Source organism: Roseateles violae (assembly GCF_030410485.1).
GTDB lineage: Bacteria > Pseudomonadota > Gammaproteobacteria > Burkholderiales > Burkholderiaceae_C > Roseateles_D > Roseateles_D violae.
Genome location: NZ_JAUHHC010000002.1, coordinates 630,984 through 656,575, shown reverse-complemented (window position 1 = coordinate 656,575; position 25,592 = coordinate 630,984). Strand labels below are relative to the sequence as shown.

General features: G+C 67.3%; 21 protein-coding genes. 8 read left to right on the top strand and 13 right to left on the bottom strand.

The annotated features are described in order from the left end of the window. Positions 1-24 precede the first annotated feature (24 nt). The 3 genes from QWJ38_RS08535 to QWJ38_RS08525 all read right to left on the bottom strand — a co-directional run bounded on the left by QWJ38_RS08535 (position 25) and on the right by QWJ38_RS08525 (position 3,938). Positions 25-345: a hypothetical protein gene (locus QWJ38_RS08535; protein WP_290358624.1), complete on the bottom strand. Its 321-nt coding sequence runs from the start codon at positions 343-345 to the stop codon at positions 25-27. Between the two features lie 52 nt (positions 346-397). After that, complete coding sequence (locus QWJ38_RS08530; protein ID WP_290358623.1) at positions 398-2,269, bottom strand: C39 family peptidase; 1,872 nt, start codon at positions 2,267-2,269, stop codon at positions 398-400. Between the two features lie 196 nt (positions 2,270-2,465). After that, positions 2,466-3,938, bottom strand: coding sequence for a DUF4127 family protein (locus tag QWJ38_RS08525; RefSeq protein WP_290358622.1), 1,473 nt, complete (start codon positions 3,936-3,938; stop codon positions 2,466-2,468). A 534-nt stretch (positions 3,939-4,472) separates the two neighbouring features. On the opposite strand from QWJ38_RS08525, the gene QWJ38_RS08520 reads away from it, so the two are divergent. The 3 genes from QWJ38_RS08520 to QWJ38_RS08510 are packed head-to-tail and all read left to right on the top strand — an operon-like array spanning position 4,473 to position 9,788. After that, the gene (locus QWJ38_RS08520) at positions 4,473-7,079 is read left to right on the top strand and encodes a TonB-dependent receptor (RefSeq protein ID WP_290358621.1); all 2,607 of its coding nucleotides are present in this window, start codon (positions 4,473-4,475) and stop codon (positions 7,077-7,079) included. A gap of 37 nt (positions 7,080-7,116) precedes the next feature. After that, the gene (locus QWJ38_RS08515; protein ID WP_290358620.1) at positions 7,117-8,412 is read left to right on the top strand and encodes a serine hydrolase domain-containing protein; all 1,296 of its coding nucleotides are present in this window, start codon (positions 7,117-7,119) and stop codon (positions 8,410-8,412) included. Then, complete coding sequence (locus QWJ38_RS08510) at positions 8,409-9,788, top strand: hypothetical protein (RefSeq protein WP_290358619.1); 1,380 nt, start codon at positions 8,409-8,411, stop codon at positions 9,786-9,788. The genes QWJ38_RS08515 and QWJ38_RS08510 overlap by 4 nt, the downstream gene beginning before the upstream one ends. A 525-nt stretch (positions 9,789-10,313) precedes the next feature. Here QWJ38_RS08510 and QWJ38_RS08505 read toward each other — a convergent pair. Both QWJ38_RS08505 and QWJ38_RS08500 read right to left on the bottom strand, forming a co-directional pair. Further along, positions 10,314-11,510, bottom strand: coding sequence for a hypothetical protein (locus tag QWJ38_RS08505; protein ID WP_290358618.1), 1,197 nt, complete (start codon positions 11,508-11,510; stop codon positions 10,314-10,316). Positions 11,511-11,749: 239 nt separating this feature from the next. Continuing rightward, positions 11,750-12,337: a hypothetical protein gene (locus tag QWJ38_RS08500; RefSeq protein WP_290358617.1), complete on the bottom strand. Its 588-nt coding sequence runs from the start codon at positions 12,335-12,337 to the stop codon at positions 11,750-11,752. A gap of 812 nt (positions 12,338-13,149) precedes the next feature. Between QWJ38_RS08500 and QWJ38_RS08495 the strand changes: the two genes are divergently transcribed. Next, the gene (locus QWJ38_RS08495; protein ID WP_290358616.1) at positions 13,150-16,560 is read left to right on the top strand and encodes a bifunctional diguanylate cyclase/phosphodiesterase; all 3,411 of its coding nucleotides are present in this window, start codon (positions 13,150-13,152) and stop codon (positions 16,558-16,560) included. 179 nt (positions 16,561-16,739) lie between these two features. Here the strand turns inward: QWJ38_RS08495 and QWJ38_RS08490 are convergent, their stop codons facing one another. Further along, the gene (locus QWJ38_RS08490; protein WP_290358615.1) at positions 16,740-17,714 is read right to left on the bottom strand and encodes an AraC family transcriptional regulator; all 975 of its coding nucleotides are present in this window, start codon (positions 17,712-17,714) and stop codon (positions 16,740-16,742) included. Between the two features lie 5 nt (positions 17,715-17,719). Further along, complete coding sequence (locus QWJ38_RS08485; RefSeq protein WP_290358614.1) at positions 17,720-18,250, bottom strand: OsmC family protein; 531 nt, start codon at positions 18,248-18,250, stop codon at positions 17,720-17,722. 202 nt (positions 18,251-18,452) lie between these two features. On the opposite strand from QWJ38_RS08485, the gene QWJ38_RS08480 reads away from it, so the two are divergent. From QWJ38_RS08480 to QWJ38_RS08470, 3 genes are read left to right on the top strand one after another with little or no spacing between them, the layout of a single operon-like run. Next, positions 18,453-19,265 (top strand): class I SAM-dependent methyltransferase, encoded by an 813-nt coding sequence (locus QWJ38_RS08480; protein WP_290358613.1) that lies wholly within the window; start codon positions 18,453-18,455, stop codon positions 19,263-19,265. A gap of 11 nt (positions 19,266-19,276) precedes the next feature. Next, positions 19,277-19,864 carry a class I SAM-dependent methyltransferase gene (locus QWJ38_RS08475; protein WP_290358612.1) on the top strand — a complete coding sequence of 196 codons (588 nt, stop codon included), beginning with the start codon at positions 19,277-19,279 and terminating at the stop codon, positions 19,862-19,864. After that, the gene (locus tag QWJ38_RS08470; protein WP_290358611.1) at positions 19,782-20,102 is read left to right on the top strand and encodes a hypothetical protein; all 321 of its coding nucleotides are present in this window, start codon (positions 19,782-19,784) and stop codon (positions 20,100-20,102) included. The genes QWJ38_RS08475 and QWJ38_RS08470 overlap by 83 nt, the downstream gene beginning before the upstream one ends. A gap of 279 nt (positions 20,103-20,381) precedes the next feature. On the opposite strand, the gene QWJ38_RS08465 is transcribed toward QWJ38_RS08470, so the two are convergent. Continuing rightward, on the bottom strand, positions 20,382-21,302 hold the full coding sequence (locus QWJ38_RS08465) for a LysR family transcriptional regulator (protein WP_290358610.1): 921 nt from the start codon (positions 21,300-21,302) through the stop codon (positions 20,382-20,384). A 112-nt stretch (positions 21,303-21,414) separates the two neighbouring features. Between QWJ38_RS08465 and QWJ38_RS08460 the strand changes: the two genes are divergently transcribed. Then, entirely contained in the window at positions 21,415-22,770 is a 1,356-nt protein-coding gene (locus tag QWJ38_RS08460) for a Kelch repeat-containing protein (protein ID WP_290358609.1), read from the top strand. A gap of 237 nt (positions 22,771-23,007) precedes the next feature. Here QWJ38_RS08460 and QWJ38_RS08455 read toward each other — a convergent pair whose 3' ends face one another. The 5 genes from QWJ38_RS08455 to QWJ38_RS08435 are packed head-to-tail and all read right to left on the bottom strand — an operon-like array spanning position 23,008 to position 25,308. Next, positions 23,008-23,265 (bottom strand): GNAT family N-acetyltransferase, encoded by a 258-nt coding sequence (locus tag QWJ38_RS08455; RefSeq protein WP_290358608.1) that lies wholly within the window; start codon positions 23,263-23,265, stop codon positions 23,008-23,010. Between the two features lie 2 nt (positions 23,266-23,267). Next, positions 23,268-23,966 (bottom strand): aquaporin, encoded by a 699-nt coding sequence (locus QWJ38_RS08450; protein ID WP_434063954.1) that lies wholly within the window; start codon positions 23,964-23,966, stop codon positions 23,268-23,270. Between the two features lies 1 nt (position 23,967). Beyond that, positions 23,968-24,456, bottom strand: a complete 489-nt coding sequence (locus QWJ38_RS08445; RefSeq protein WP_290358607.1) for an arsenate reductase ArsC — start codon at positions 24,454-24,456, stop codon at positions 23,968-23,970. A gap of 16 nt (positions 24,457-24,472) precedes the next feature. After that, positions 24,473-24,961, bottom strand: a complete 489-nt coding sequence (locus QWJ38_RS08440) for an ArsI/CadI family heavy metal resistance metalloenzyme (protein WP_290358606.1) — start codon at positions 24,959-24,961, stop codon at positions 24,473-24,475. Next, a complete protein-coding gene (locus QWJ38_RS08435) occupies positions 24,958-25,308 on the bottom strand; it encodes an ArsR/SmtB family transcription factor (protein ID WP_290358605.1) in 351 nt (116 codons plus the stop codon). The genes QWJ38_RS08440 and QWJ38_RS08435 overlap by 4 nt, the downstream gene beginning before the upstream one ends. Positions 25,309-25,592 lie beyond the last annotated feature (284 nt).

The window sequence follows — 25,592 nt, the reverse complement described above, 5'->3', positions numbered from 1 at the left end:
TTCGAGGCCGCCGCCGGCCCGACATCAGCGCCCCGCCGTTGGCGCACTGTGGCGAGGGTAGTTGCTCGTCGCGCGCGGCGCGTCGGGATCGGCCAGCGAGCGCGTCGGTCGGCTGGCGGCTTCTTCGACGGCCGTCGTGAACACCTGAGGTAGGGCCTCGCCGACGCCGGCCTTCGGCGCCTGCGCGGCCGATGCCGCCGCCACGGTGGCCGGCAGGCTCGACGCCGGCAAGGCCGGGAATGCGACGGACGGCGGCAGGGATTGCCCGCTGACTGCCGGCATCGGTGCCGTCAGCAGATGGATACCGGCGGCCACCGCCGCCAGCATAGCCGCGAGCAGGGTCACGACGATCGATGACCGGCGCAGACTTGCCGGGTCTTGCCTTGTCGTGACGGCCTTAGTCAAAGCGATGCAGCCACAGATCGTTGCCCAGGCCGTTGTCGGTGATGACGCGGTCGAAGTCGGCCTTCGGGTACTTTTGGCCCTTGCCGCTGATCGAGGTGTCGTAGCTGCCGGTCACGAGGCCCCATTTGCCGTAGGGATCGTTGACGATGTAGTTGGCGCCGTCGAAGCCGGTCACCACCATGATGTGACCCGAGCTGGTAAACCAGCCATGGACGATGGTCGGCTTGCCCTGGCTGGCGCGGGCACGCAGCTCCTCGATGGTGCCGGTCGTCGTGCCGCTGTCGCGCACCGCACTGCCCCGTTCGGCGGCCATGGTGTTGAAGATCGCCGCCAGCGCCGGCACCGTCTGGCCCACGCCGAAGCGGTTGATCAGGTAGTCGGGCGTGCGCGCATAGCCGCCGATGGTGGATGGCGTCGTGATGCCGTAGAAGTCGGTCAGCATCGCCACAGAGGTCGTGCTGCAGGTGCCGGACGGGTTGACCGCATTGCTGTTCTGGTTCCAGTAGGGCACGGTGGTCGGCGGCACCGGGCTGCCCTGGTTCAGGTAGTCGGCATAGAGATTGTTGCCGGTGCCGCAGGCGGATTCGACGAAGCTGGAGCGCTCCCAGTTGATGCCGGCCCAGTCGTTCCAGATCGAGGTCGGCGTGCCGCCGCCGGGGATGCGCCAGATGCTGGCATTCGGACCGGCCGCGGCCATGAACAGTTCCAACTGGGCCGAAGTGATCACGTCTTGCTCGGTCGAGACGATGTTCCAGATCGGCTTGTTCGCACCGAGGTTGCGATATTCGCAGTTGGTCGTCTCTATCCATTTCTTCGGGTCGGCCATGTAGGTAGGCCCCCAGACCTCGAGATAGGTCTGCGGCATGTGGAAGGCCACGTACTGGTCGATGATGTCGACGCGCATGCCGTGGTCGGCCGGGTTGCCCCAGGTCGTCGCGCCGAGCGGGAAGCTTGTCGCCGCGCCGGCGATCCAGCCGTCGGTCTTGGCCCGTTCCCGGGCCGCGACGAAGGCCTGGAACAGCGCGCTCAGCTCGGTGCTCTTGCGATCGAACTCGACCTCGACGTCGGAAACGAAACCGACGTAGCCGAACCTGGCCGCCTGGTAAAGGGCGTCGGCCTGGGCGGCACTGTTGTTGGGATAGTTGTAGGCCCAGGCCCAGGGCTCGATGCCGCGAGCCTTGTAGGTGTCGGTCGTTGCCTTCAGGCAGGCGTCGGTATAGACGCTGCAAGCCTGCGTGTTGTCGGCGATCTTGATGAAGATGCGCTTGACGCCCTGCGCCTTCAGCTGGTCGGCGATCTGCACATGGGTCTTGCCGATGCCGTCGGCATACCAGAGCCAGGCGCCGTACTTGTTGTTGAACGTGCCGCCGGAGGGCGGCGAGGCGGCCAGGCGGCTTTGTACGCTGTTGTAGAAGCCGGCCTCCCAGCGGTTGGTATAGCAGGAGCTGCCGCCGCTCAGGCTGATGCAGGCGCTGAGCTCGGCTGCACTGAAGTTGCCGAAGACATTGTTGGTCGTGCCGCTGCGCTGCTCGAAGCAGTTATTGCCATAGCTCGGCGAGAACACCGAGCCGTCGGGGCAGGCCGCCGTGCCACGCAGGCTGGCGGTGAAGGACTTGGACCAGCGCAGCACATTGATCGTGTGGCCGCTGACCAGATAGGGATAGAGCTTGGTGCAGGCCTGACCGCCGCCGGCGGCCTGGCATTTGCCGACCATCTTGTCCGTGAACGGACCGAAGGCGTCGCTGCTGTTGACGCAGGCGCTCAGCGCGGCGTCGTAGATGGCACCGTCCGGACACAGGGCATGGGCCGACAGAGAGGTGAGCCACAGCAGGGCTGCGCTCGCGATGACTCTGAGATTGAGCATGGGGAAGACTCCGATCTGGAAGAAGCTCGGAGGTCGGTGCGCCCTGTACGACGAACGCAGATCGATCCTCGGTGGAGCCGCGGCTGCGGCCGGCCTGACGTCTGGAGGACTGCAGTCAAACGCCTTGCGGCCGGAGTGTCTGCGCGGCCGCGGGGCGCGATCCAATACAAAAAACGTCGCGGCAAGCGCACCAGGGTTATGGCTGCAGTTCCAGGTCGATCTCGAAACTGCGGTCCCACGGGAGATGGCAACGGCTGATGCGACCGGGCAAACCCATTGCGCTCAGCCAGGCATCGGCCGCGGGCACGAACAGCGAGCGCGCCGCCGCAGCGAGCGCATCGGCGGGGAGCCTTGCCTCATCGAGCTGATCGCGCAGCGTCTGCCGCAGCCGCGCCTGGTATAGAAAGTCGTCGGCCAGGCGCAGCGCGGTGTTCAGCCGATTGGCCGGCCGGGCCCAGGCCGAACGTGCCAGCACCAGCTGCGCAAGCAGGCCGCCCAGACTGTTGCTGGCGGTGTTCCAGCCGGCGTAGCCGACCAGGCGAGGCAGCAGTCGCTGCGCGGCCAGCGCCTCGATCAGCACCGGATCCGCGCCGTTCGCATAGGCCAGGTCGGCGACAGCCACGGGCAGGTCCGAACGCGCGAGTGCCGCCGCCCATCCAGCGCTGAAGGCTTGCGGCGCGGGCAAGGGCAGACGCAGCGCCCAGTCGCCCTGCGCCGGGCCGCTGCTGTGCAGGGCAAGCAGCAGATCGGCGGCTTCGTCCGGGCCGACCAGGCAGGCGCCGACCGCCTCGACCTGGCTTGCCAGCGATTCGAGCAGCGGCCGGTCCTCGTACCGGGCGCGCAGCGTGCCGAGGTTTGCGGCGTCGCTACAGCTGACGGTGATGCGCAAGGGCGGACTGCCGCGCAAGCGCCCGACCAGATGCGCGGCCAGGGTGTGCATCGCCTCGTCGGCCCCGGGATAGATCAGCACAAGCTCGCTCAAGCCGCGGGCCTGGATCATCTGCCGCAACTCCCGGCGCTCGGCAGCGTCGAGCCCGTAGTCCGAGGTGTTGTCCTGCGGCAGGACCAAGCGGTCAATCACCCCCTGCTCCACCAGGTCCAGCAGCGCCACATTGACGGCGAAGTTGCGCGCGCGGGTCGCCAGGTAATCGGCGCGGATCGCGGCGGGCAGGCCGTCCTCCGCGCGGCCCGCCAGCGTCGCCGCAGACGGATCGCCGGTCTGCCGGCACCTGTCGCCGTGGAAGGACCAAGCCCACAGCCGCTGGCCGTACTCGGGCCAATAACTCTTTTCTCCATCGGCAAGCCCGCTGTTGGCGATCCGCAGCGCAGCGGCGAAGGCATAGATCGGTCGCCGAGGCGCGCGCCGCTTCAGACGCCGCATCAGCGACAGCCGAGGCAGCAGCGCGTTCAACTCGTCGCCGATGAAGCGCGCCGGGACGCGCCCGCCGTAGACCAGCATGTCGATCGACACGATGACGCCGGCGGCACCGTCGGCTTCGCGCTCCAGCCAGGCGGCAAGCAGGTCGCGCTGCGCCGGCCAAGCCGGCCGCCCGAGTTGCGCCACCTCGGGCATGCGCAGTTCCCAGCCGCCCGCGGCGACGAGCGCCTGCACCTGCTGGCGCACCACCGGACGCCCGTCCACGGGCAAGCCAACAAGAACTTTCTTCATCGACGGAACGGCTCCGAAGCCTTAGATACCGCACACTGGTCTATAAATGGTATGAAATTTTGAAACGGCAGCCAACTATTTCGAATAGCCGATCACGCGTATCTACCCTAGTTGCCCGAGGAGACTACTGCGCTTACGCTGCAAGCTCCGATGTTTGTTTAGACCACAAGCAAACCAATAGGATTCGATACAGCGCCCTCGGTCCAGCCGCAGCTTGCGGTCTTGTCCGTCGCGAGGTGAAGGAGTTGTCGATGTTTTCGATGCTGGAGGGGCTCGTGATCGCCTGGCGCCAGTGCTGCCTGAGCAGCCACGCCGTGCGATCCGGTCTCGAGCCGGGCGCCTAGCAGCGGGCCGGCGCGGAGCGCTTTGCCGCCCCGCGTTTGACTCCGCGTGCAGCCGCCCTCACGCCATTCGTACGCCACGCCCGCTTTCGAACGCGCGGCGCGTGGGCGCGTGCTGCTGCGCGGTGTTTTCTCCGGCGAGCCCGCTGCCGGTCGTCCGGCCGGGCATTTGTACTCCTATCGAAGCATCGACATGAACTTCAAGAAAAGTGCGACGGCAACTGCCGCCGCCCACACCATCGCCTTGCTGACGCTGAACCCCGCGCTGCCGGCCGGCGCACAACAATCCGACGCACCACCGGCGCTCAGCCAGCAAAAGACCGAGGATCAGAAGGCCGAGGAAGGCAACCAGGCGGCCGCGAGCAAGAAGCCCAGCGCCACCCTGGACACGGTGATCGTCACCTCGGACAAGCGTGCCCAGGCGGCCCACAAGATTCCCTACAACGTCTCGGCCTTGACCGAGAGCCAGTTGCGCGAAGAGAACATCACCGACATCAAGAAGCTGATCGCGCACAGCGAAGCGATCAACGCGCCCGGCAACAGCGCCCGCTTCGCCGACTCGGTGACGGTGCGCGGCCTCAACGTGTCGGCGGTGAACGCCAACAATATCGAGCAGTTCGTCCGTTCGACGCTGGCCTATTACCTCGACGACACGATGCTGCCGAACATCGGCTACCGCATCAAGGATGTCGCACGGGTCGAGACCCTGCTGGGTCCGCAGGGCACGCTGTACGGCGCCGGCAGCCTCGGCGGCACGGTGCGCTACATCACCAACAAGCCGCGCCTGGGCAAGACCGAGGCGCAGCTGAACACCAGCTTCTACCAGACCGAGAACGGCGGCCTGTCCAACGACACCGATGCCGTGTTCAACCTGCCGCTGGGCGAGAACTTCGCGCTGCGCGCCTCGCTGGCGCGGCTGGACGAGAAGGGCTATACCGACCGCCTGTCCAATCCGCCATGGCGCACCGGCACCTGGACCTGGACGACACAGCCCGATCCCAACAAGAATCTGTACGAGGACGACGACTGGCAGAAGGTCAACACAGCCCGCGTGTCCCTGCTGTGGCGGCTGACGCCAGACGTGCTGCTCAGCTACTCGCACGCCGAGCAGAGCCAGACGGCGCACGGCACCAGCGGCGTGAGCCTGTATCCGGTGAAGATCGCCAATGCCACGACGCCGGCCCAGGTCGATGCCGCCTGGCGGCTCAATATCTCGCCCTGCCTGCCCGCCAACTGCACCTACACCGACAGCAGCAAGACGCCGCCCGTCGTCAACGACCACACGATTCTTTCGCGCTACCCGGAATTCGCCGACCGCGACTTCAAGCTCGACAGCCTGGACCTGGACTGGGACCTCGGCTTTGCGGTCCTGCACTCCAACACCTCGCGCTTCAGCGACAGCCGCATCGGCCAGGCCGACTACACCAACCAGGGCAACGCGTTCTACAACTGGTTTCCCTCCGGCAATGTGCGCAAGTCCAACAACTCGCTGTACATGACCTTCGACAACAGCTACAGCGGCATCTCCAGCGAAGCCCGGCTGGTATCCAAGGGTGACGGTCCGCTGAACTGGATCACCGGCGTGTTCTTCACCAAGCAGAAGCGCAATCTGCGCTTCAACGAGATCTTCCCCGGCATCGACAAGCTGCCGCCGGAGGGCGACTTCACCGGCATCGACCGTGCCGCCGTCGGCGGTGTGACCGACTCCGGCTACTCGGAGGATCTGGGCAGCGAGTACAAGGAACTGGCGGCCTACGGCGAACTGAACTACGCCGTCACCGATCGCTGGCGCGTGATGGCCGGCGCTCGGGTGTTCCGCTATTCGGACAAGGGCTCGGCGCTGATCGTGGATTACGCCGGCGGCCTGGCCGACACCCGGACGCAGAACGAAGGCAGAGACAAGGGCCAGTCCTATTACAAGCTCAATACCTCCTACCAGCTTTCCGAGGATTTCCTCGGTTATGCGACCTACTCGCAGGGCTTCCGCCGCGGCGGCAACAACTCCTTCCGCGACTACCCGAAGACGAACCAGTTCGTCGCGCCGGACACGCAGAACTACAGCCCGGACACGACCGACAACTACGAGCTGGGCCTGAAGGGCTTTATGCTCGATCGCCAGCTCTATGTGCAGACCGATGTCTACCGCATCGACTGGAAGAACGTGCAGACCTACTACTCGCAGGGCCTGCCCGACCCGTACGGCCTGGGCATCGACTTCCCGCTCAACGGCACGGTGAACGGACCGGATGCCCGTTCGACCGGCTGGGAGTTTTCGGCCCGGCTGCGCCTGAACGAGAACTGGCAACTCAGCTACAACACCGCCACCACCCGCGCCAAATGGGTCAGCACCAAGCAGCGCTGCACCTACACCGAAGGCGGGAACCGCCCCGGCAGCGCGGACGATCCGGACGGCCCGGACTGCCGCGTCTGGTCGGCCGGCGGCCAGCTGAACGGCGCGCCGAAGTGGAAGCACAATTTCGGCCTGCGCTTCAACACCATCATCGGCGACGACTACGACTTCTCGGCTGCCCTGGGGGCCCGCTACGTGGGCAAGATCGGCAACGACCGCACCGATTCGGCCAGCGAGACGCCACCGCTGTACTACCCCTCGTACACGCTCTACGACGGCAACGTCGGGCTCTACAAGGGGGACTGGGGTCTGAGCCTGTGGGTGCAGAACATCGCCAACACGCGGGCCCAGGTGTCGGTGCAGAACCTCGGCGACACCCTGCTCGGCACGCGGATGATCTACACGACACCGCGCACCATCGGCCTGAATTTCTCCTACACCTTCCGCTGATGCCGACGGGGCCGGCCTCCAGGGCCGGCCCCTTTCCATGGAGAAAGCGATGTCCGCTGGACCAAACCTCGGTTGCCACCCCGATGCCCTGCGACGGCGCCTGCTGTCGTTGCCGCTGCTGGCAGCGATGCCGGCCCTGGCCCAAGCCGATGGGCTGCGGGACCTTCTCAATGACCCGGCCAACCCGCTGGCCAGCCTGTCGGTGCTGGTGCAACGCGAGGGCCGCACCGTATACGAGGGCTGCTTCGGCCGCCGCTATATTGCGCCTGCCGCTAGTCGGCGGGACCTGCCTGTCACGGTAAACACCCTGTTCCGGATGGCCTCGGTGTCCAAGCTGGTGGTGGCACTGGCCGCATTGCGCCTGGTCGAAGCTGGCCGCTTCGATCTGGATGCCGATATCGGCGCCACGCTCGGCTTCGCGCTGCGCCATCCGGACCATCCGCAGCAGCCGATCACGGCGCGACTGCTGCTGAGCCACCGGAGCTCCCTGCTCGATGATGGCGACAGCTATGCCGACACCGGCATGACGCTGCAGCGGCATGTGCAGCGCGGCCTCAGATGGGCGGCGGCCGCGCCCGGCCGCCATTTCCAGTACTGCAATTTCAACTACGTCGTGCTCGCCGGTGCCATGGAGCGCGCCAGCGGGCTTCGCTTTGACCGGTTGATGCAGGAACAGGTGCTGGGCCCGCTGGGCATGCAGGGCAGTTTCGACGTGCATCGTCTGAGGCCGGCTCAGCTTGCCGAGCTCGCCACGCTGTACCGCAGGCATCCCGATGGCCGCTGGATCGCCCAGGTGGACGACTACCATGCCGCCGCGCCAAAGCCCCCTCCGCTGCCGGCGGACTACGTGCCGGGCAGCCGCCCCGCCCTGTTCGCACCACAGGGGGGGCTGCGGACCCGCGTGCGCGACCTCGCAGCGGCGATGGCCATGCTGACCAACGGGGGCGTCCACAAGGGCGGGCGCTTCCTGCAGCAGTCCAGTATCGACGCGATGCTCAGCGAGCACTGGCGCCACGACGCGCCGAGCGGGAACGGCGACGACCTGGGCGGCCTGTTCCAGGCCTGGGGCCTGGGGGTGCAGCACTTCATCGACCGCAGCGGACCCTCATGGGGCGATCGGCTGACGTCGGCCGGCGGCCTGCAGGCCTGGGGCCATCTGGGCGAGGCCTATGGCTTGCTGTCCGGCCTGATCTTCGAGCCCAGCCGCCGCATCGGCGTCGTCTACGCCATCGGCGGTATCCGCGCCGGCAGCGATGCACTGCACGGCCGCTACTCCAGCTTCTCGCCGGCCGAGGAACGGTTGCTGGCGCTGCTGTGGAAGAAGCTGCTATGAACCGGCCCCCGCCACGCCGGACCTTCCTGGATGCGTTGCGCGGCCGGGGCGTGCCGGAACTGAAACAGCGGCTTGCACCTTGCCTGCTTGCGCTGCTGCTGGCGGCCTGCGCTGCACCGGAGAAGCGGCACAGCCCGGCCGAACTGCAGGCCTATCGGAGCGCCGACTTCAGCTGGCCGGCCGCCGCGCAGCGGGCCGAGCTGTCGATGCTGGCGCTCGAACGCGAGCGGCTGCCGCAGCGCCTGGCCGATCCCACCCAGCTGCCCGCGGCACTGGCGGCGATCATGCTGTTCAACATCGAGATCGACGCCGGCCGCGCGCCGCTGCTGGCCGCCTTGCCAGCCCTGTCGGCCCAGCCCGCAGAGCGCCAGCGGCTGCTGCTGACAGCAGCCCACACGCTGTACGCCGCCGATGCCGCGCCGCTGCTGTGGCCGCTGCTATCCAAGCTGGCCGGTCCGCGCGAGTTCTCGATCGCGGCCTATACCCTGCTGAAGGCCGACGCTGCAGCGGCGCCGGCGCTGCGCGAGGCGCTGCGGCAGCGTGCCGACTGCTGCGACGAGCCGCGCCTGCAGGCACTGCAAGCGGCGCTCGATCCCGCAGCGGCGAGCGAGCCACCGCTGGCCGAGTTGCTGGCCGTGCCGCTGAAACCGGGCCTGCCTGTGGTCTTCAGCCTGCAGCGTCCTGGCCGTCGGGCGATGGGCCTGGCGCTGCTGCGCGGTGCCGACGGGCGCTTCGTCCGGGATGCCGATGGCCAGCTGCTGCAGATCCCGCAGCTGGCCCTGGCACGCAGCGGGCTGCCCGGCACGATCACCGCCGGCAACACGCCGCGCGGACTCTTCACGGTGCGTGGTGCGGGTACGGCCGGCAACCGCTGGATAGGCCCGACGCCCTATTTGCACAGCATGCTGCCGATCGAGTCCAGCCTGGCCGAGTTCCGGCACGAAGCCGAGCAAGGCCAGCGCTGGAGCGAGGCCGCCTACGACGCGCTGCTGCCAGCCTCCTGGCGCGTGCCGCTGCGCGAGGCCTGGCTTGCCGGCCTGGCCGGCCGCGATGACATCCTGATGCACGGCACGACGATCAACCCGGCCTACTACCGCGGCGAGCCCTACTTCCCCGGCACGCCTTCGGCCGGCTGCCTGGTCGCCGCGGAGCAGTGGTCGGAAACCGACGGCCGCCTGCTCGCCAGCGACCAGTTGCGTCTGGTGCAGGCCTTCAGTGCCGACGGGCATGACAGGGGCTTCCTGATCGTTGCCGAGCTCCCCGGCGTCGGCGCCGTCAGCCTCGACGAACAGCTGGAATCGGCCGTACGGGCCGCCGAGCACCAGATGCTGGAGGCGAGAAAGCCCTCGATGGCGACTCAGGGCTCACCCAGGTGATGAATCATCGGTCGACCGACAGCATCGAAGTTCCAGAACCGCACAGCCCAGGGGCCGCCACTCCGTTCAAAAGTCGGCTGAGAGGCGGAACCTCGGCGGCCGATTCGCCGTTCAGCATGTGAGAACCGTCGTTCGTCGCATTCCGGCTGAGTCCGCACGACAGTGCGTCTAGATTTCCGGTTCCAACCGGAGAAGCAAATGGACCGACGATCTGTCGCTTTAACCTTGGCCCTTGTCCCCTTCGCACTGTGGGGATGCGCAGGCGTGCCCGAACCAGTGGGGGCCTCGGGCCCCGACATGGCCGGAGCGTGGGTCTTCAAGGTAAACACGGGTAAGAATGTCGCGCAGGGCGCGATGACGCTGGTAGCGGATGGCGGGCTATATCGCGGAACTCTTACAACAGATCAAGGCAGCAATGTGCTGAAGATTCGGTCGCTGACACTTGCTGGAACTGAGATGCTGATGATTGTTGACTCCCCCCAGGGCGTTGTCACGTTCAAAGGAGTTTTGAACCCCGACGAACGCTCATTCGATGGTGCCGTCACCTACCACAACGGTCAGACCTTTCCGATGGTGGGCACCAGACGCTAGCTGGCCAGCGGCATTGACCGCGATCGAGCCCTGAAAGTAGTCGAAATTGCCCGTGCCGATGTCGCCTTCGCTGAGGATGGCATTGGTGTTGGCATCGATCACCGTGTAGTGGACACGCGCAAAGTCCGAGCCCGAGTCCACCGTGTTGAGCATAAAAATCTTGCCCTGCGACTCGTAGACGCTACTACTGATGCGCTGGTCGAGTGCATTGATGACTCTCGGATTCGTCGTGCTCGGCTGGCGCGCCGGGCCACCGTAGCTCGACAGAGACGCCCCGAGGTACGCCGGCGCTGTCAGCGTTGAACCGGCGGCCGAGGACGGAGTCAGCCCGTAGATGCCGAACACGACGTTGTCGTTGATAAACAGAGAATTGGCGACCACCTTGCCGCTGGATCCTGCCGCCTGGCTGTTCACGCCCTGCAGCGCATAGCCGCGGTCGGTACCCCCGCCGAGGCAACTGTTGATGCAGGGGGTAAAGAACTGCCTCATGTTCGCGACCGTCAGGGGGCCGGCGTTAAACAGGCTATTGAGTGGAATGACGTTCAATGTCGTGCCGCGGAAGCTGACGCCACCCTGGGTTGCCGGCGCGAAGTCGTTGGTGCCGACGTAGATCGCGCTCTTGTCAAGCGCCAACGTCGGATAGCTGGCGTTCGCACCGAAGCCCAAACCGCCGTAGCCCTGGAACTTGACCGATTGCCAGGTTCCCAGTGCGTTGTCGGTGCGTGAGACCGCGATCTGCAGGTCCATAGAGTTGGCCCCGCTTGATACGGCCACCCATCGGCTGGCAGCGGCGTTGTACATGATGCGCGTTTCGCCGTTCGTGCCGGTCTGGCCGGCTGCGGCCCAGAACGCCAGATCCGAGACCATTGACAGCTTGCTGCCGGTGGTCTTGTCGTACACAGCGTAAGCGCCATTTGTGGTCGAGACATACTGCGTCAAGCCGACCGCGCCCATCGCGTCGGGCGGAATGATGCTGCGCCCGAAGGATGCCCCGTCGTATTGGCTGGGGCCCTCGAAGCCGAGCAAGATCTGGCCCTGCGCGCCCTCCGATGCACACAAAATCACCGCCGCGCCCGCCAAGGCGCCTAGGGATGTGCAACGGCGCGACTGAGGTGTCGTCTTTGCCTTCATGCGATCTCCTCTCACGTCCGACGAAAAATGCAGTGCGGCAGTCCGCACTCGGAGCGCTTGAGCCGCAGCTTTGGGCTCACGATGCCCTGACCGGTACGACAGGAGCCTGGGGGAGGCTTAGCGGCAAGGGATGCGGCCACAGCAACGTCTGGCCGATCCAGCGCGGTTTTGCGGAACTGGAGTACGCCTCTTGCGGAGGAATTCGCGGTCGCTGGTGGCGGCCGGCGTGCGGCAAGCTGCTATGGCGTCAGATCAGAGCAAAGAACCGCAAGCCTGTTCACCCGATGCTCACCAGCGCTGCTGTTCCCAACAACGAACCGCCAGGTAGTGGCACTGACCCGCTGGCTAACTTCCGGTGCGCCCGCATAACCTCGGACGGGCTGGCTTGGCGGATCGGTCGACAGCACATAGGCCATATCCCACATGCCTGACAACGCGACGTCGCCGGGATCGCAACTGACGTCGATTGTGCGGAGGCTAAAGGGCCCGAGAATGAATTGCTCAACACTGCGCTCGTACACCGAGAGCCCTTGCCCAGCGGGTCCCTGGGGGCCACGGGGACCGACGACTCCCTGCATACCCATTGGCCCCGGCGGGCCGATCGCGCCCTGCGGTCCGGCGGGACCTTGGGGACCGGTGGGACCCTGCGGACCCATTGGACCGACGAGGCCGGTCGCGACTGGATCGATGATCTTCATCCCGCCTTTGCATTCAACCAGCGCGGTGACACCGCCGCTGGGATTGGCGCACAGCACCAAGGCATCAGCAGGCGAAGACAGTGCGCTCGCGAGCAGCAGCATGGACCCCATCAACAATCGATTGACCATGAGACCTCCCTACATCCCGGCCGAGGCGGAAACTGCGTAGGCGGCGTTGGCTCGGCGCTGCCCGCGATCACGGCGACCGCAACATCACGCAAATCAAGGCTGCGCCGCAGCGCGGTGGGTGGTCATCATCTCGTTTGATGACGCCGCCTGGGCAGCACAAGTCATCCGGCCATCCACTTCCACGATGGGGCTGCCAAGTTCATGGTCGGCGCCTTTGTTTGCAGGCTCGCATGATGCTGGCCACGGAGCCAGCCCCAAAAGCGGTCCGTGGTGAACTGCGACCGATGGCCCGGACCGCTACTGCCTTTGGCTGCAGCTTGACTCGACGGCGCCCCGCCGATCTCAAGACCGTTCGTGGACTCTCGGACCGTAGGTCGCCAAGGTTCGCACCCCGCGCAGGATTCGGGAGGACAGCAGGCGAGCATGGACTGCGCGCCTGGGAGTTGCCCCGACCAGCGACCCGGCAACCAGCCGCCCATTGACACCCGCTATTGGCCAAGACTGCCAGGTGGCCGTGATCGTCGGTAGCCGCCGGCCGCCCGGCGGCATTCGAACGGCCGGCCTTCTAGGCAGTCAAGTCGACATTCCGAAGCTATCGCTTGGCTTCGCTTTGTCGATCTTGCTGCGGGAGACTGCTCGGTCCACGCATGGCGCCAGATGCCCAGCAAGGCGCCCCACTGAAGCTGGATTGCCGCAGTTCAGGCACGACAGTATCACCGGCAGCGGTGAGGGGTTCTGAAGCGTTATGCTGGCATGTGCCGTCCCGGAACATTCGGTGAGGAACACATGATGCAGCGGCCCAAGTCAAGCTCATGATGCAGTTGCCCGTCTCTGGATTGCGACGCTACTGGGCGAGCCGTGGCCCCTGGGATCTGCGCATCGCAGGCCTGGCGCTCGCCGTGTGCGCATTGATGTGGGCCGCGGCATGGGAGCGTGCGCGTCATGAACATGCCGAGGCCGTCCGCGAAGCGGGCAAGCAGAACTCGAATCTGGCGATCGCCTTGGAGGAACATACCGTCCGTACGCTGAACGAGGTGGAGCAAGGGCTGACCCACCTGACGCGAGCCTATCTGGCCGAGGGTAAGCGGCTGGACCTGCAGACAGCGATGCAGGGGGGCGCCGTTGACGATGGGCTGATCATCGACAGCGGGGTCGTCGACGAGCAGGGGCTGATCGTGCTGAGCAGGTATTCCACCGGCGTGAACATCGCCGGCCGCGAGCAGTTCCGCGCCCATCTGACGCAGCCCGGTCCGGACATGCTAATTCGCACGCCACGCCCCGGCCCGGTTCCCGGCCGCTGGCACATACCGATGTCCAAGCGGATCAGTCGGGCCGACGGCTCGTTCGCCGGCGCCGTGTATGCGGCGGTCAATCCGGAATACTTCACCCGCTTCTATCGCAAGACCGAGCTGGGTGACCAGGGCCTGATCATGCTCTTCGACACCCACAGAGTCGCGCTGGCTCGCCGCGTCGGTGATGTGGAGACTTTCGGCACGGACATCCGCGAGAGCCTGCTCGTGCCCGAGCAGGCACGCCGGCCGATCGGCACCTTCTCGGGTCCGGGCTCGGACGGCGTGGTGCGCGTCTACAGCTATCGCACGCTCAATGCCTACCCGCTGGTGGTGGCCGTCGGCACCTCCCTCGACGAGGTGCTGGCCGTGCCCCGCGAGCGCAGCCGCTACTACTACCTCGCCGCGCTGGCGACCAGCCTCGCCATCGTGCTGTCCGTCGGCGCGGTCATCACGGCGCTGACCCGCCAGCGTCGCGCCGTGGGTGAGCTCGCGTCGCAGCGCACCGTGCTCGCGACGGTGCAACAGAGCCTGCTGGACGCCGTGCTGCTGGTCGACAACAGCCGCAGGATCACATCCAGGAACGACCGCTTTATCGAACTCTGGCGCGTCCCCGAAGAGCTGGCGTCATCGGGAGACGATGTCGCGATGCTGGAGTTCGTGACGGCCCAGCTGCGCGATCCCGCCGCCTTCCTGGCCAAGGTGATGCATCTCTACGAGCACAAGACGCAGACCAGCCAGGACGAACTGCACACGCTGGACGGGCGGACCATAGACCGCTACTCGGCACCCGCGATCGGGTCGGACGGCATCCATTACGGCCGAGTCTGGGTGTTCCGCGAAGTGACGCAGAGCCGCCGCGCCGAGGCGGAGCTGCGTGCAAGCGAGCAGCGCCTTCGTCAGCTTGCCGATTCGATCGGCGAGGTGTTCTGGATCGCCTCGCCCGATCTCGAGCGGGTCATCTATCTGAGTTCCGCCTTCGAGACCGTCACGGGCTTGAGCGTCGAGGCGGTGTACGCCGATCCAGGCCTGTGGCGGGAAGCGGTTCATCCGGATGACAGGGAGCGCACGCAGCGCGCCTTCGATGGGCTGGCGCAAGGCCTGAACTACGATATCGACTACCGCTTTCGCCATGCGGACGGCAGGGAGCGTTGGGCAAGTAGCCGCGGCTACCCGCTGCAGGATGCGACCGGCGCCGTCATCCAGGCGGTCGGCGTCATCGCGGACATCACCGAGCGCAGGCGCGCGACCGAGCGGGAACGACTTGCCGCCAAGGCCTTCGAGAGCATCGGCGATGGTGTGCTGGTGACCGACGCGGCGCGGCGCATCGTATTCCTGAACCGGGCCTACAGCCAGATCAGTGGCTATGAGCCGGAAGAGCTGATCGGCAGGACGCCGCGCGTTTTCCAGTCGGGCCGCCATGACGCCGCGTTCTACGAGGCGATGTGGGAAGAGATCCATCGCACCGGTTACTGGCACGGCGAGATGTGGAGCCGCCGCAGCAACGGCGAGGTGTTCCCGGAACTGCTCAGCATCAGCGCCGTGAAGGATGACGCGGGCGCCACGACGCACTATGTGGGCGTCTGCACCGATATATCCAAGGTCAAGCGCTATGAAGCCGAGCTGGAATACCAAGCGCGCCACGATGCGCTGACCGGCTTGCCCAACCGAGTCCTGTTCCAGGATCGTTGCGGTGTCGCGCTATCGCGGGCGCGGCGCCACGACCAAGCGATGGCCTTGCTGTTCATGGACCTTGACCTGTTCAAGAGCGTGAACGATTCGCTTGGCCATGCGGCGGGCGACACCTTGCTGCAGGAAGTGGCGCGGCGCTTGTCCGAACTGATGCGCAAGAGCGATACGGTGGCGCGCTTCGGCGGTGACGAGTTCGCGGTATTGCTCGAGATGATCGGCATTGCGGACGTCGAGGCGATCTGCAAAAAACTGCTGGGCTCGTTCGCCACGCCGTTCCGGATCGCCGAGCACGATCTCTTCATCTCGGCAAGCATAGGCGTGAGCCTCTACCCCGATGACGGCGGGGACACCGAGACGCTGCTGATGAACGCCGACACGGCGCTCTACCAGGCCAAGGCCGACGGCCGAAACAAGTTCCGCTTCTTCGCGGCCGACATGAACGCTCGCGCGCTGGAGAACCTGACGCTGACCAACGCCCTGCGCCTGGCGCTCGAGCGGGAGGAACTGACGGTCCACTACCAGCCTTGTGTGGAGCTGGCCACGGGACAGGTGCGCAGCGCGGAGGCGCTGCTGCGCTGGAACCACCCGGAGCTGGGCCCGGTGCCGCCCGCGCGTTTCATCCCGCTTGCGGAAGCCAGCGGCCTGATCGAGCCCATCGGCGAGTGGGTGCTCGAGGTCGCCTGCCGGCAGATGCGGCAATGGCTCGACGCAGGCCTGACGATCGAACGCGTGGCCGTCAATCTCTCGACGCGCCAGTTCAGGCTCCCCGACCTGCCCGAGCGCATTCACGCCGTGCTGGCCGCGAGCGGGCTGCCCGGCAAGCACCTCGAGATCGAGGTCACCGAAAGCATGACGATGCAGGATCCGGAGGCCGCGGCCGGCACCCTGCTCAGGCTGAAATCGCTGGGCGTGAGCATCGCCATCGATGATTTCGGGACCGGCTACTCGTCGCTTAGCTATCTGAAGAATCTGCCGATCGACTTCCTCAAGATCGATAAATCCTTCGTCAGCGGCGTGCCGGCGGCGGCCAACGACGCCGCCATCGTCCGGGCCATTGTCGCCATGGCGAAGAGCCTGAGCATCAGGCTGATCGCCGAAGGGGTGGAAACTCATGCGCAGCACATCTTCTTGGCCGAACACGGCTGCGATGAGGCGCAGGGCTGGCTGTTCGGCAAGGCGCTTCCCGACTCCGAAGTCACCGCTTTGCTGGCCGCGGGGCGTGCGCTGGCCACGGCGCTGTAGCGCATGTCACGCCGTCGACGCACTAGTTGTGCGTTTACTGCCCCGAAGCGGGCGGTGGCCAGATTCCGCTCGTGGCCGCCCTCGGGCTTTCCCCTTGCCCCTTACAGCCCCCGCTTGCATCGAACTCGGCGGCTCAAGGCGGTCGTCGATGAAGACCTCCCTTGCGCCTTGGTGTCAGTTCAATGCTGAGCTATCGCCCCTCCTTGGCGGCGACGCCACGCGGCCGGCGGCATGCCATATTCGCGCCGGAAGGCGCGGCTGAAGGCGGTGTCGGTCTGGTAGCCGACCTCCTCGGCGATATGCGACAGCGGCGCATTGCTACGCGCCAGCAGGTTCGAGGCGAGCAGCATCCGCCACTGGGCCAGGTACTGCATCGGCGACTGGCCGACGAACTGCGGAAAGCGCTCGGCCAGCACCGAGCGTGAGGTGCCGGCGGTGCGCGCCAGCTCCTCCAGCGTCCAGGGACGGGCCGGCTCGGCATGCAGCGCGCGCAGCGCTGCGCCGACGATGCGGTCGCCAACGCCGGCCAGCCAGCCGCTGCGTGTTTCGCCCTGCTGCTCGTTCATGTAGATGCGCAGCACCTCGATGAACAGCACCTCGGCCAGCTTGGCGAGCAGGCCCTGGCCGCCGGGCCGGGGCGAGCGCGCCTCAGCCAGCGCATAGCGCACCGAGGCCTCGAGCCACAGGCCGGCATCGGAGCCGCGCACGCTGACCTTGACGATGGGCGGCAGTCCGGCGAGCAGCATCCGCGCCAGCCGCGCGTCGCAGGCCAGATAGCCGCACACTAGCTTGGTCGTCGCGCCGCCGCCGCCATAGGCCAGCAGGCGCGGCCGGCGCGCCAGCACCTCGTGCAGCCGTGCTCCGGTGGCCGGTGGCAGACCGGGCTGTGAGCCCATACGGTGCGGATGGCCCTGCGGGAACACGATCACGTCGCCGGCGATCAGCCGCATCGGCGCCTCGTTGCCGAGCTCGACCCAGCATTCGCCCTCGGTGATCATGTGGAAGATCACGACCCGCTCGGCCGTCGGCTCCAGATAGGGCGCCGCCGAATCGGCATGCGGCGCCTGGTAGCACCAGGGCGCCGTGAACCGGCCGTGCAGGAAGATCGCGCCGACCAGGCGCACGACGCGCAGCGTCTGCGACAGGGCGTCCATCGGGCTCAGGCCGCCACGTCGATATGCAAGGCCACCGGCAAGGGCTGCTCGATCACGCAAGTGACCGGCGAGCAGCCGGCGCCGGCCGCGACCAGCGCGCGCAGACGCTCGGCGGACACGCCGGGCGCGCCGATGCGGACATGCAGTTCGACCTGCAGGGGCTGCGCCGGCACCAGGCGGCCGTCGGCTTCGGCGATGCCCAGCATGCCGCGCGTGTCGGAGCGGCTGGTCACGCGCGCCTCCAGCACCTCCAGCCGCAGGCCCTCGGAGGCTGCGAGCATCGCGATGCGGGTCACGGCGCAGGAAGCCAGGCCGGCCCGCCACAGCCAGCCCGGGCTCATCGCGCTGTCCCCGCCACCGATCTCGGCCGGCATGTCGGTGGCGACCGAGCGCCCGTTGTCGCTGTGCACCTGGGTGCGCAGCCCGCCGCCCCAGCGCGCCGTGGCCGCCGAGTCGTCGTGGACGCCGGCCTGGGGCTTGCGGTGCAAGGCCGCGCTGACCCTGTCGATCGCCGCGGCTATCTGTTCGATGCTCATCGTGCTTCTCCCTGGAAACCGGTGCGGCGATTCTGCAAGCTGCGCGGCCGGATCGCCAGCGGTTGGAACCCGCCCCGGCCGATGGCGGACGCTCGGACAAGAGCTGGCGACGATCGGACAGGACGGCGCGCAGCAGGCACACCGACATTGGGCTGCCGCGCCGCCGCGCCGGTCCTCTTCCATCCCAATACCGGAGATCCGTATGAATGCACCGATCGACTTCGCCGCCCTGAAGACCCGCCAGCAGGCCGCCTGGGGCAGCGGTGACTACGCCGTCATCGGCACCACGCTGCAGATCGTCGGCGAGTCGCTGGCCGAGGCCGCGGATCTGAAGACCGACGAGCGGGTGCTCGACGTCGCCGCCGGCAACGGCAATGCGACGCTGGCCGCCGCCCGCCGGGGCTGCATCGTCACCTCGACCGACTATGTCGGCGCCCTGCTCGAGCGCGGCGCCGAGCGGGCGCGCGCCGAGCGGCTGGAGGTCAGCTTCCAGACCGCCGATGCGGAGGCCCTGCCCTTCGCCGATGCGAGCTTCGATGCCGTCGTCTCGACCTTCGGCGTGATGTTCACGCCCGACCATGCAAGGGCGGCCCGCGAACTGGCCCGCGTGGTCCGGCCGGGCGGCCGAATCGGCCTGGCGAACTGGACGCCGGACAGCCTGGTCGGCCGCGTGTTCAAGCTGCTTGGCCGCTATGTGCCGCCGCCGGCCGGCCTGCAGCCGCCGTCGCTGTGGGGCACCGAGGCTCATTTGCGTGCGCTGTTCGGCGATGCGGCGGCCGCGCTGCAGATCACGCCGCGCGACTTCGTGTTCCGCTACCGCTCGGCGGCACACTGGGTCGAGGCCTTCCGCAGCTGGTATGGGCCGGTCGGCAAGGCCTTCGCGGCGCAGACGCCGGAGAAGGCCGAGGAGCTGGCCGACGAGCTGATCGCGCTGCTCGATAGCCAGAACCGCGCCGGCCCAGGCTCGCTGGTCGTGCCGAGCGGCTACCTCGAGGTCGTCATCACGCGCGCCTGAGCATGAGAGCGATGGATCAGCACCTGCAACGCCGCATTCAGCGCTACGGCTGGGACCGGGCGGCCGAGGCCTATGCGCACCACTGGCACCGCCCGCTGGCCGGCCTGCAGCGCGAGTTGCTTGCGCTGGCCGCGCCGGCCGCCAGTGAGGCGGTGCTCGATGTCGCCTGCGGACCGGGCGCCATGGCTGCCGCCGCCGCGCGCGCCGTCGGGTCGGCCGGCCGCGTGCTCGGCATCGACCTGTCCGAGGCGATGGTGCAGGCAGCCAGCCGCCATGCAGCGGAACTCGGTCTCGACCAGGCCAGCTTCGCGCGAATGGACGCCGAACGGCTGGCACTACCGGATGCCAGCTTTGACCTGGCGCTGTGTTCGCTGGGCCTGATGTACCTGCCCGACCCCGAGGCCGGGCTGCGCGAGCTATGCCGCGTACTGCGTCCCGGCGGCCGCGCGGTGCTGGCCGTCTGGGGCGAGCGCGCGCTGCGGCTGGGCGCCGCTGTTCGGCATCGTCGACGCCGAGGTGCACAGCGAGGTCTGCCCGCTGTTCTTCGGTCTCGGCCAGGGCGATGCGCTGGCGCGCCGCTGCGCCGCGGCGGGCCTTGAGCTCAGGCTTCAGCGGCGGCGCAGCGATTCGCTGGACTATGCCGATGCGGACGCGGCCTGCGCCGCGGCCTTCGCAGGCGGGCCGGTGGCACAGGCCTGGTCGCGCTTCGACGCCGAGGCGCGCGCGCGGACACAGCGGCGCTATCTCGATGCGATCGCGCTGTGGGGCGATGGCCGGGGCGGATACAAGATGCCCGCCGAGTATCTGATCGTTGTCGGGCACCGATCGGCTGAGTAGGTACGCGATCGGTCTCGTTCTAGCCTGCGCAACCGGGAGCCGAGGATAGGCTTCCCTGATGGGCGGCCGGAATGCCGCCGCTCGGCGATGTCGGCTTCTGGCCGAAACGACTAGTTGCCGGACGATCGAGGCAAGCCATAGGCCTAGGAGCCTGGCGACGATCAATCTCAGCTGATGAAGCTATTGAAGCTTCACGCCTAGTCAGTGGCTGCCCTTGCCTGCGCTTGCTTGCGCCACCGCCAGCAGCGAAGTGATTCAACACGAGGGCTACGCTCACCGTCATCCGAGCGCTGCCGCCAGCATCTCGATGCGTGAGTGCAGAGCGCGGGCCAGCGCCGGCTCCAAACGCTCAGCGAGCACCAGATGCAACTCAACATAGATCTCGTCAAGCAGACGCCGTGCAACGACGCCGGGATAGCGCTGGCGCGCGAAGGCCGCCGGCATCACCGTGCAGCCGCGACCGGCGGCAATCTGCGCCACCGCGGTGCTGGCCGGCACATCCAGCTCGCGCGGCGGTTTAAAGCCGGCCGCGTCGTAGAAGCGCTGGTAGTGCAGCCACAGCGCCGGATTGACGCGCTTGTTGAAGCGCAGGAACGGCGGCAGGCTTTCCAGATCGCGCAGGCGCAGCGTCCGCTTGCGCGCCAAGGGGCTGGCAGCCGGGACCAGCGCCACATGGGGCAGGCGGACGACCGGATGATGGACGAGGCCGTGCAGCTCTTGGGGCATCGTCAGCAACGCGGCATCGATCTCGCCGCTCTGCAACTGCCCGAACAGTTCGACGCTATTGGCCAGCACCGGTTCCAGCGGCGGCAGTTCGCCACCGCGGCGCAGAGCTTGCTCGATTCCGCCGAAGCCGCTCATGTCGACCCACCAGGGTAGGCCCAGCCGCAGCCTGGTGCGCTCCGGGCCGGCTGCGCTGACGATGCGCTGCAGCGCCGCATCAAAGGCGACCACGGCGGCCGCGAATTCGCTGCGCGCCAGCTGGCCAGCTGCGGTCAGGCGGGTCGTCGTTGGGCCGCCGCTGCGCTCCAGCAGCGCCTGGCCCAGTGCAGCCTCCAGCGCGGCGATCTGGCGCGACAGCGGCGGCTGGGTGATGTGCAGGCGTTCGGCCGCACGGCGGAAGTTCAGCTCCTCGGCCACGACCAGGAAATAACGCAGTTGCCGGATGTCGATGCTGCGCAGGGCCGGGGCGTTGCTCATACCCGAAAGGTATCACCGAAAAGGCAATTTGCGGCGCCGCGGCCGCGACCCAGAATGCGCCGCAATTCACCGTTATCGGCCACGAAGGGCCGTCCCACACCGGAGTCTGCAAATGTCGAAACCCAATTCAATGCGGCGGCGCGAATGGCTTGGCAGCGCAGCCGCACTGGCCCTGACAGCCTGCGGCGGCGGTGGCAGCGACGGCAGCGAGCCGGCGCCCGCAATCACGAGCTTCGGTGCCGCGGCGGCCAGCCACTGCGTCGGCGAGCGGGCACGGCTGACGGCCGTGTTCGCCGGCGGCCAGGGGCGGATCGAGCCCGACATCGGCCCGGTCAGCAGCGGCGTCCCGGTTGAGACTCCGGCGCTGGACCGCAGCTGCCGCTACACGCTGATCGTCGAGGCGCCGGGTCGGCCGCCGCTGCGCCGCGAGCTCGATCTGCAGGTCGGCTTTCGCGGCCGCTACCAGCCGCTGGCGATGCCCTTCGCGCTGCAATATCACGCGGTGGCGACGGCCGCTGACGGCGCCATCATCGTGCTGGGCGGTTCGCGCGGCGGGCCGGTGATGTCCGATGCGATCGATCGCTTCGATCCGCTGACGCGAACTTTCACCCGCATCGGTAGGCTGCGTTCCGGCCGCAGCGGCCATACGGCGACGCGGCTGGCCGACGGCCAGATCCTGGTCGTCGGCGGACAGCTAGGCCTGAACATCGGGCCCATCACCGATCTGGTCGACGAGCGCAACGGCGCGGTCGTCGACGGCGGGCGGCTGCAGCAGCCGCGCAACCGCCATGCCGCGGTGGCGCTGGCCGATGGCCGGGTGCTGCTGGTCGGGGGCGCCGCGCGCGACACGGTCGAGCTGTGGGATCCGATGACGCGACAGTTCCGCCTGGTCGCGGCGCGGATGCGCCATGTGCGCGAATACCCAAGCGCGACCTTGTTGCAGGACGGCCGCGTGCTGATCGCCGGCGGCCTGCATCCCGATGGCAACCATTGGTTTGCCGAGATCTTCGATCCGCGCAGCGAGAGCTTCGCGCCGGTCGACGGCGTCGTCGCCGACCGCCGCTCGCTGCACCAGGCGCACCGGCTCGCCGACGGCCGGGTGCTGATCCTCGGCGGGGAGGTCATCGACGCGCCGCAGCGCATCGTGCCGCTGGCGACGGTGTTGCAGTTCGATCCGAACAGCGCTCGCATCACGCCGCAGCCCGATCTGGAGCGTCCACGCAGCCTCGTCCAGGGCGTGCTGCTGCCCGACGAGCAGGTGCTGCTGTTTGGCGGCTGGACCAATGACGAGGAGCGCGCGACGCCGAGCGCCGCGGCCTATCGCAGCAACGGCGCAGAGGTCTTGCCGGCGATGCCCCTGGGCCGGGCCTGGCACACGGTGTCGCGCCTGCCCGATGGCCGGCTGCTGATCCTTGGGGGTGACGACGAGAACGGCGCCCCGGTAATGACAGCGTATTTGTACGAGTAGCGCTGCGCTTCGGCGTCTTCCTTCGCAGCCCAATATGTGAAAACCGTCGTTGGTCGCACTCCAGCTGCGGTACACACCGACGGGCGTGAAGCCGACCGACTCATGCAGCGCGACACTTGCCGCATTCGGCAAGGCGATGCCAGCGAAGGCCTGGAAGTAGCCAAGCTCAATCAGCCTGGTCTTGAGCTCGACGTAGAGGCGCTTGCGAACGCCCTGACCGCGAGCGTCTTCTCGCACCTAGGCCGTCGTGTCGACGGCCCATTGATATGCGGGCCGTTCGCGGTGTCGGCTGGCATAGGCGTAGCCATTCACGCGGCCGTGATCGTCCACGCCGACCAGCCAGGGCAGCGTGTGCAAGGTGGTCTCGATCCGTTCGCGCATCTGCTCCACACTCGGCGCTTCGAGCTCGAACGAGATGGCCGTGTTGCTCACGATAGGCCCGTAGATGTCCGCGATGGCTGGAGCATCGCTGGGCATGGCGACACGAATACCCATGGCTAGCCTCGTTCTTGCCGAAGCGGTGACTCGGCTTGCGGCACGGCCGACGCGGGCGTGCCGAGCGCCAGGTGCGCGAGCACCCCGAGTGCAGCGCCAGCGAGTTCGGCGAGGATGAAGCTCGGGGCATTCGCCGGCGCGATGCCCGCGAAACTGTCGCTGAACATCCGGCCGAAGACCGCTGCCGGATTGGCGAACGAGGTCGAGGCCGTGAACCAGTAGGCCGCGCCGATATAGGCAGCCACCATCGCCGCCACCCGGTGCGCTGGCGCCCGCAAGATCACCAACAACAGGCCGAACGTCGCCGCGCCCTCGGCCAGCCATTGCCCTGTGCCTGTACGCAGCTTGGTCGAGACCTCCAACAGCGGCAAGTCGAACATCGCATGAGCCAGCCAAGCACCCAGAAGGCCGCCCAGCATCTGGACGCCGATGTACGGCCCCAGTTCGCTCCAGCGCAACTGCCCGCGCGCCGCCATCACGAGCGACACGGCGGGATTGAAGTGAGCGCCGCTGACAGGTCCGAAGACCTCGATCAGCACATACAGGCCGCCCGCCGTCGCCAGCGTGTTCGCCAGCAGTGCGATGGCGACGTTGCCGCCGGCCAGCTGCTCGCCCATGATGCCGGAGCCGATGACCACGGCCAGCAGCAGCATCGTGCCCAGGCCCTCCGACAACAGCCGGCGCAGAAGGGATCGCTTCACCTCAGTCCTTCGAGATGGCGATCAACGCCGCCTGCAGTTCGGAGGGGCTCATTGCCGCTAGAGGCAGCGCAAGCAGCTGCAGCATCCGGTAGCCGATGGCCTGCCGGGTCAGCTCGAAGGCCTGCAGCTTCTGATCTTCCGCCGCACTTGAAGGGTCGGCGTAGCCCCAATGGACCCGGACGGGGCTGCCCGGCCAGTGCGGGCATTGTTCGGCGGCTGCGCTGTCGCAGACGGTGATGACGATGTGCATCTGCGGCGCATTCGGCCCGGCGAACTCGTCCCAGCTCTTGGAGCGCATGCTGGTGGTGTCGAGGCCGGCGGCGGCCAGCGTGCTCAGCGCGTAGGGATTGATCCGGCCGCTGGGCATGCTGCCAGCGCTGAAGGCACGCACGTCTTTGTTCAACCGGCGGGCCCAGTGGTTCAGCATGCCCTCGGCCAGCGCGCTGCGCGCCGAGTTGTGCGTGCACAGGATCAGGACATTGGTCGTCACAGGGAAGTCTCTCGCCTCAGCAGCACGACGAGGCCGCGTTGACCGGGATCGGGAAGTGCTTGTTGTCCTTGGGCTTGGGGGCATCGCCTGTACAGCAGGCCGATCCCGGCTCGGCGGTAACAGGCAGTCCCTGGCTAAAAACGGGGATGCTGCCGAGCGTGTGGAACTGCTCCCAGGCGATGCCCTGCGGATCGGTCAGCCAGTATTTGTCGCTGTGGGCGTAGCAGCAGGTGGTCTCACCTTCGTCCAGCAGCGCCATGTCGGCCGCCTTGGCGCGGGCCTTCAGATGCACCAGTTCCTCCTCGGTGTCGGTTTGGATGCCGAGGTGATCGACGCCCGGCTTGCCGCCGCGGGTGGAGATGGCGAAGTTGATGCGTGGATCGTCCAGCATCCATTTGGCATAGTCGCCCTCGACGCGAGTGGGCGCGGCGTCGAACAAGGCCGAGTAGAAGGCGATGCTGGCCTTCAGGTCTTCGACATGGGCGTGTACGTGGAAGCGCTTCATGGTGTGTCCCTCAGAGTTGGGCGATCAGCAGCAAGATGTGGCGGCGGGTTGACCTCGCAGCAGGCGCCCTGGCAGCAGTTCTCGGTCAGATAGTTCAGCAGCGCGTCCATCTGTGGGTAGACCGCGCGGTAGATAACGTGGCGCCCCAACTGCTCGGACGTCACCAGACCGGCCTCGCTCAACTCCTTCAGATGGAAGCCGAGCTTGGCGTAGGCAATGTCCAGCATCTCGACCAGAGCACCTGGCGTCAGCCCGGTCTGGCCCGCAACGACGAGAGCGCGGAACGCGTCAAGGCGGATCGGATGCGCCAGGGCGCCGAGGGCGGCGAGAGCCGTAGTCTTGTCCACGGCTCAACATTACAACAATATTTGTAATAATGCAAACATGCACCGCTGCAGTGAGACCCATCCTTCCGGTGGATGCGTCGGACAGCCGCGCCGGACTCGAAGGCGCCGTCGGCATCCCGGTGTACTCAGCTTCGGGCGCATCGCTACCCGCCATCGGCCGGCTGAGGCAGACCAACTGCCGAAACTAGAACCAGACGTCAGATCGAGCTGGCACCAGTCGGCACGGTTTGGTTGCCGGCAAGACACTCGCTCCGGATTGGGACGGACTGTTTGGCTACCGAGCG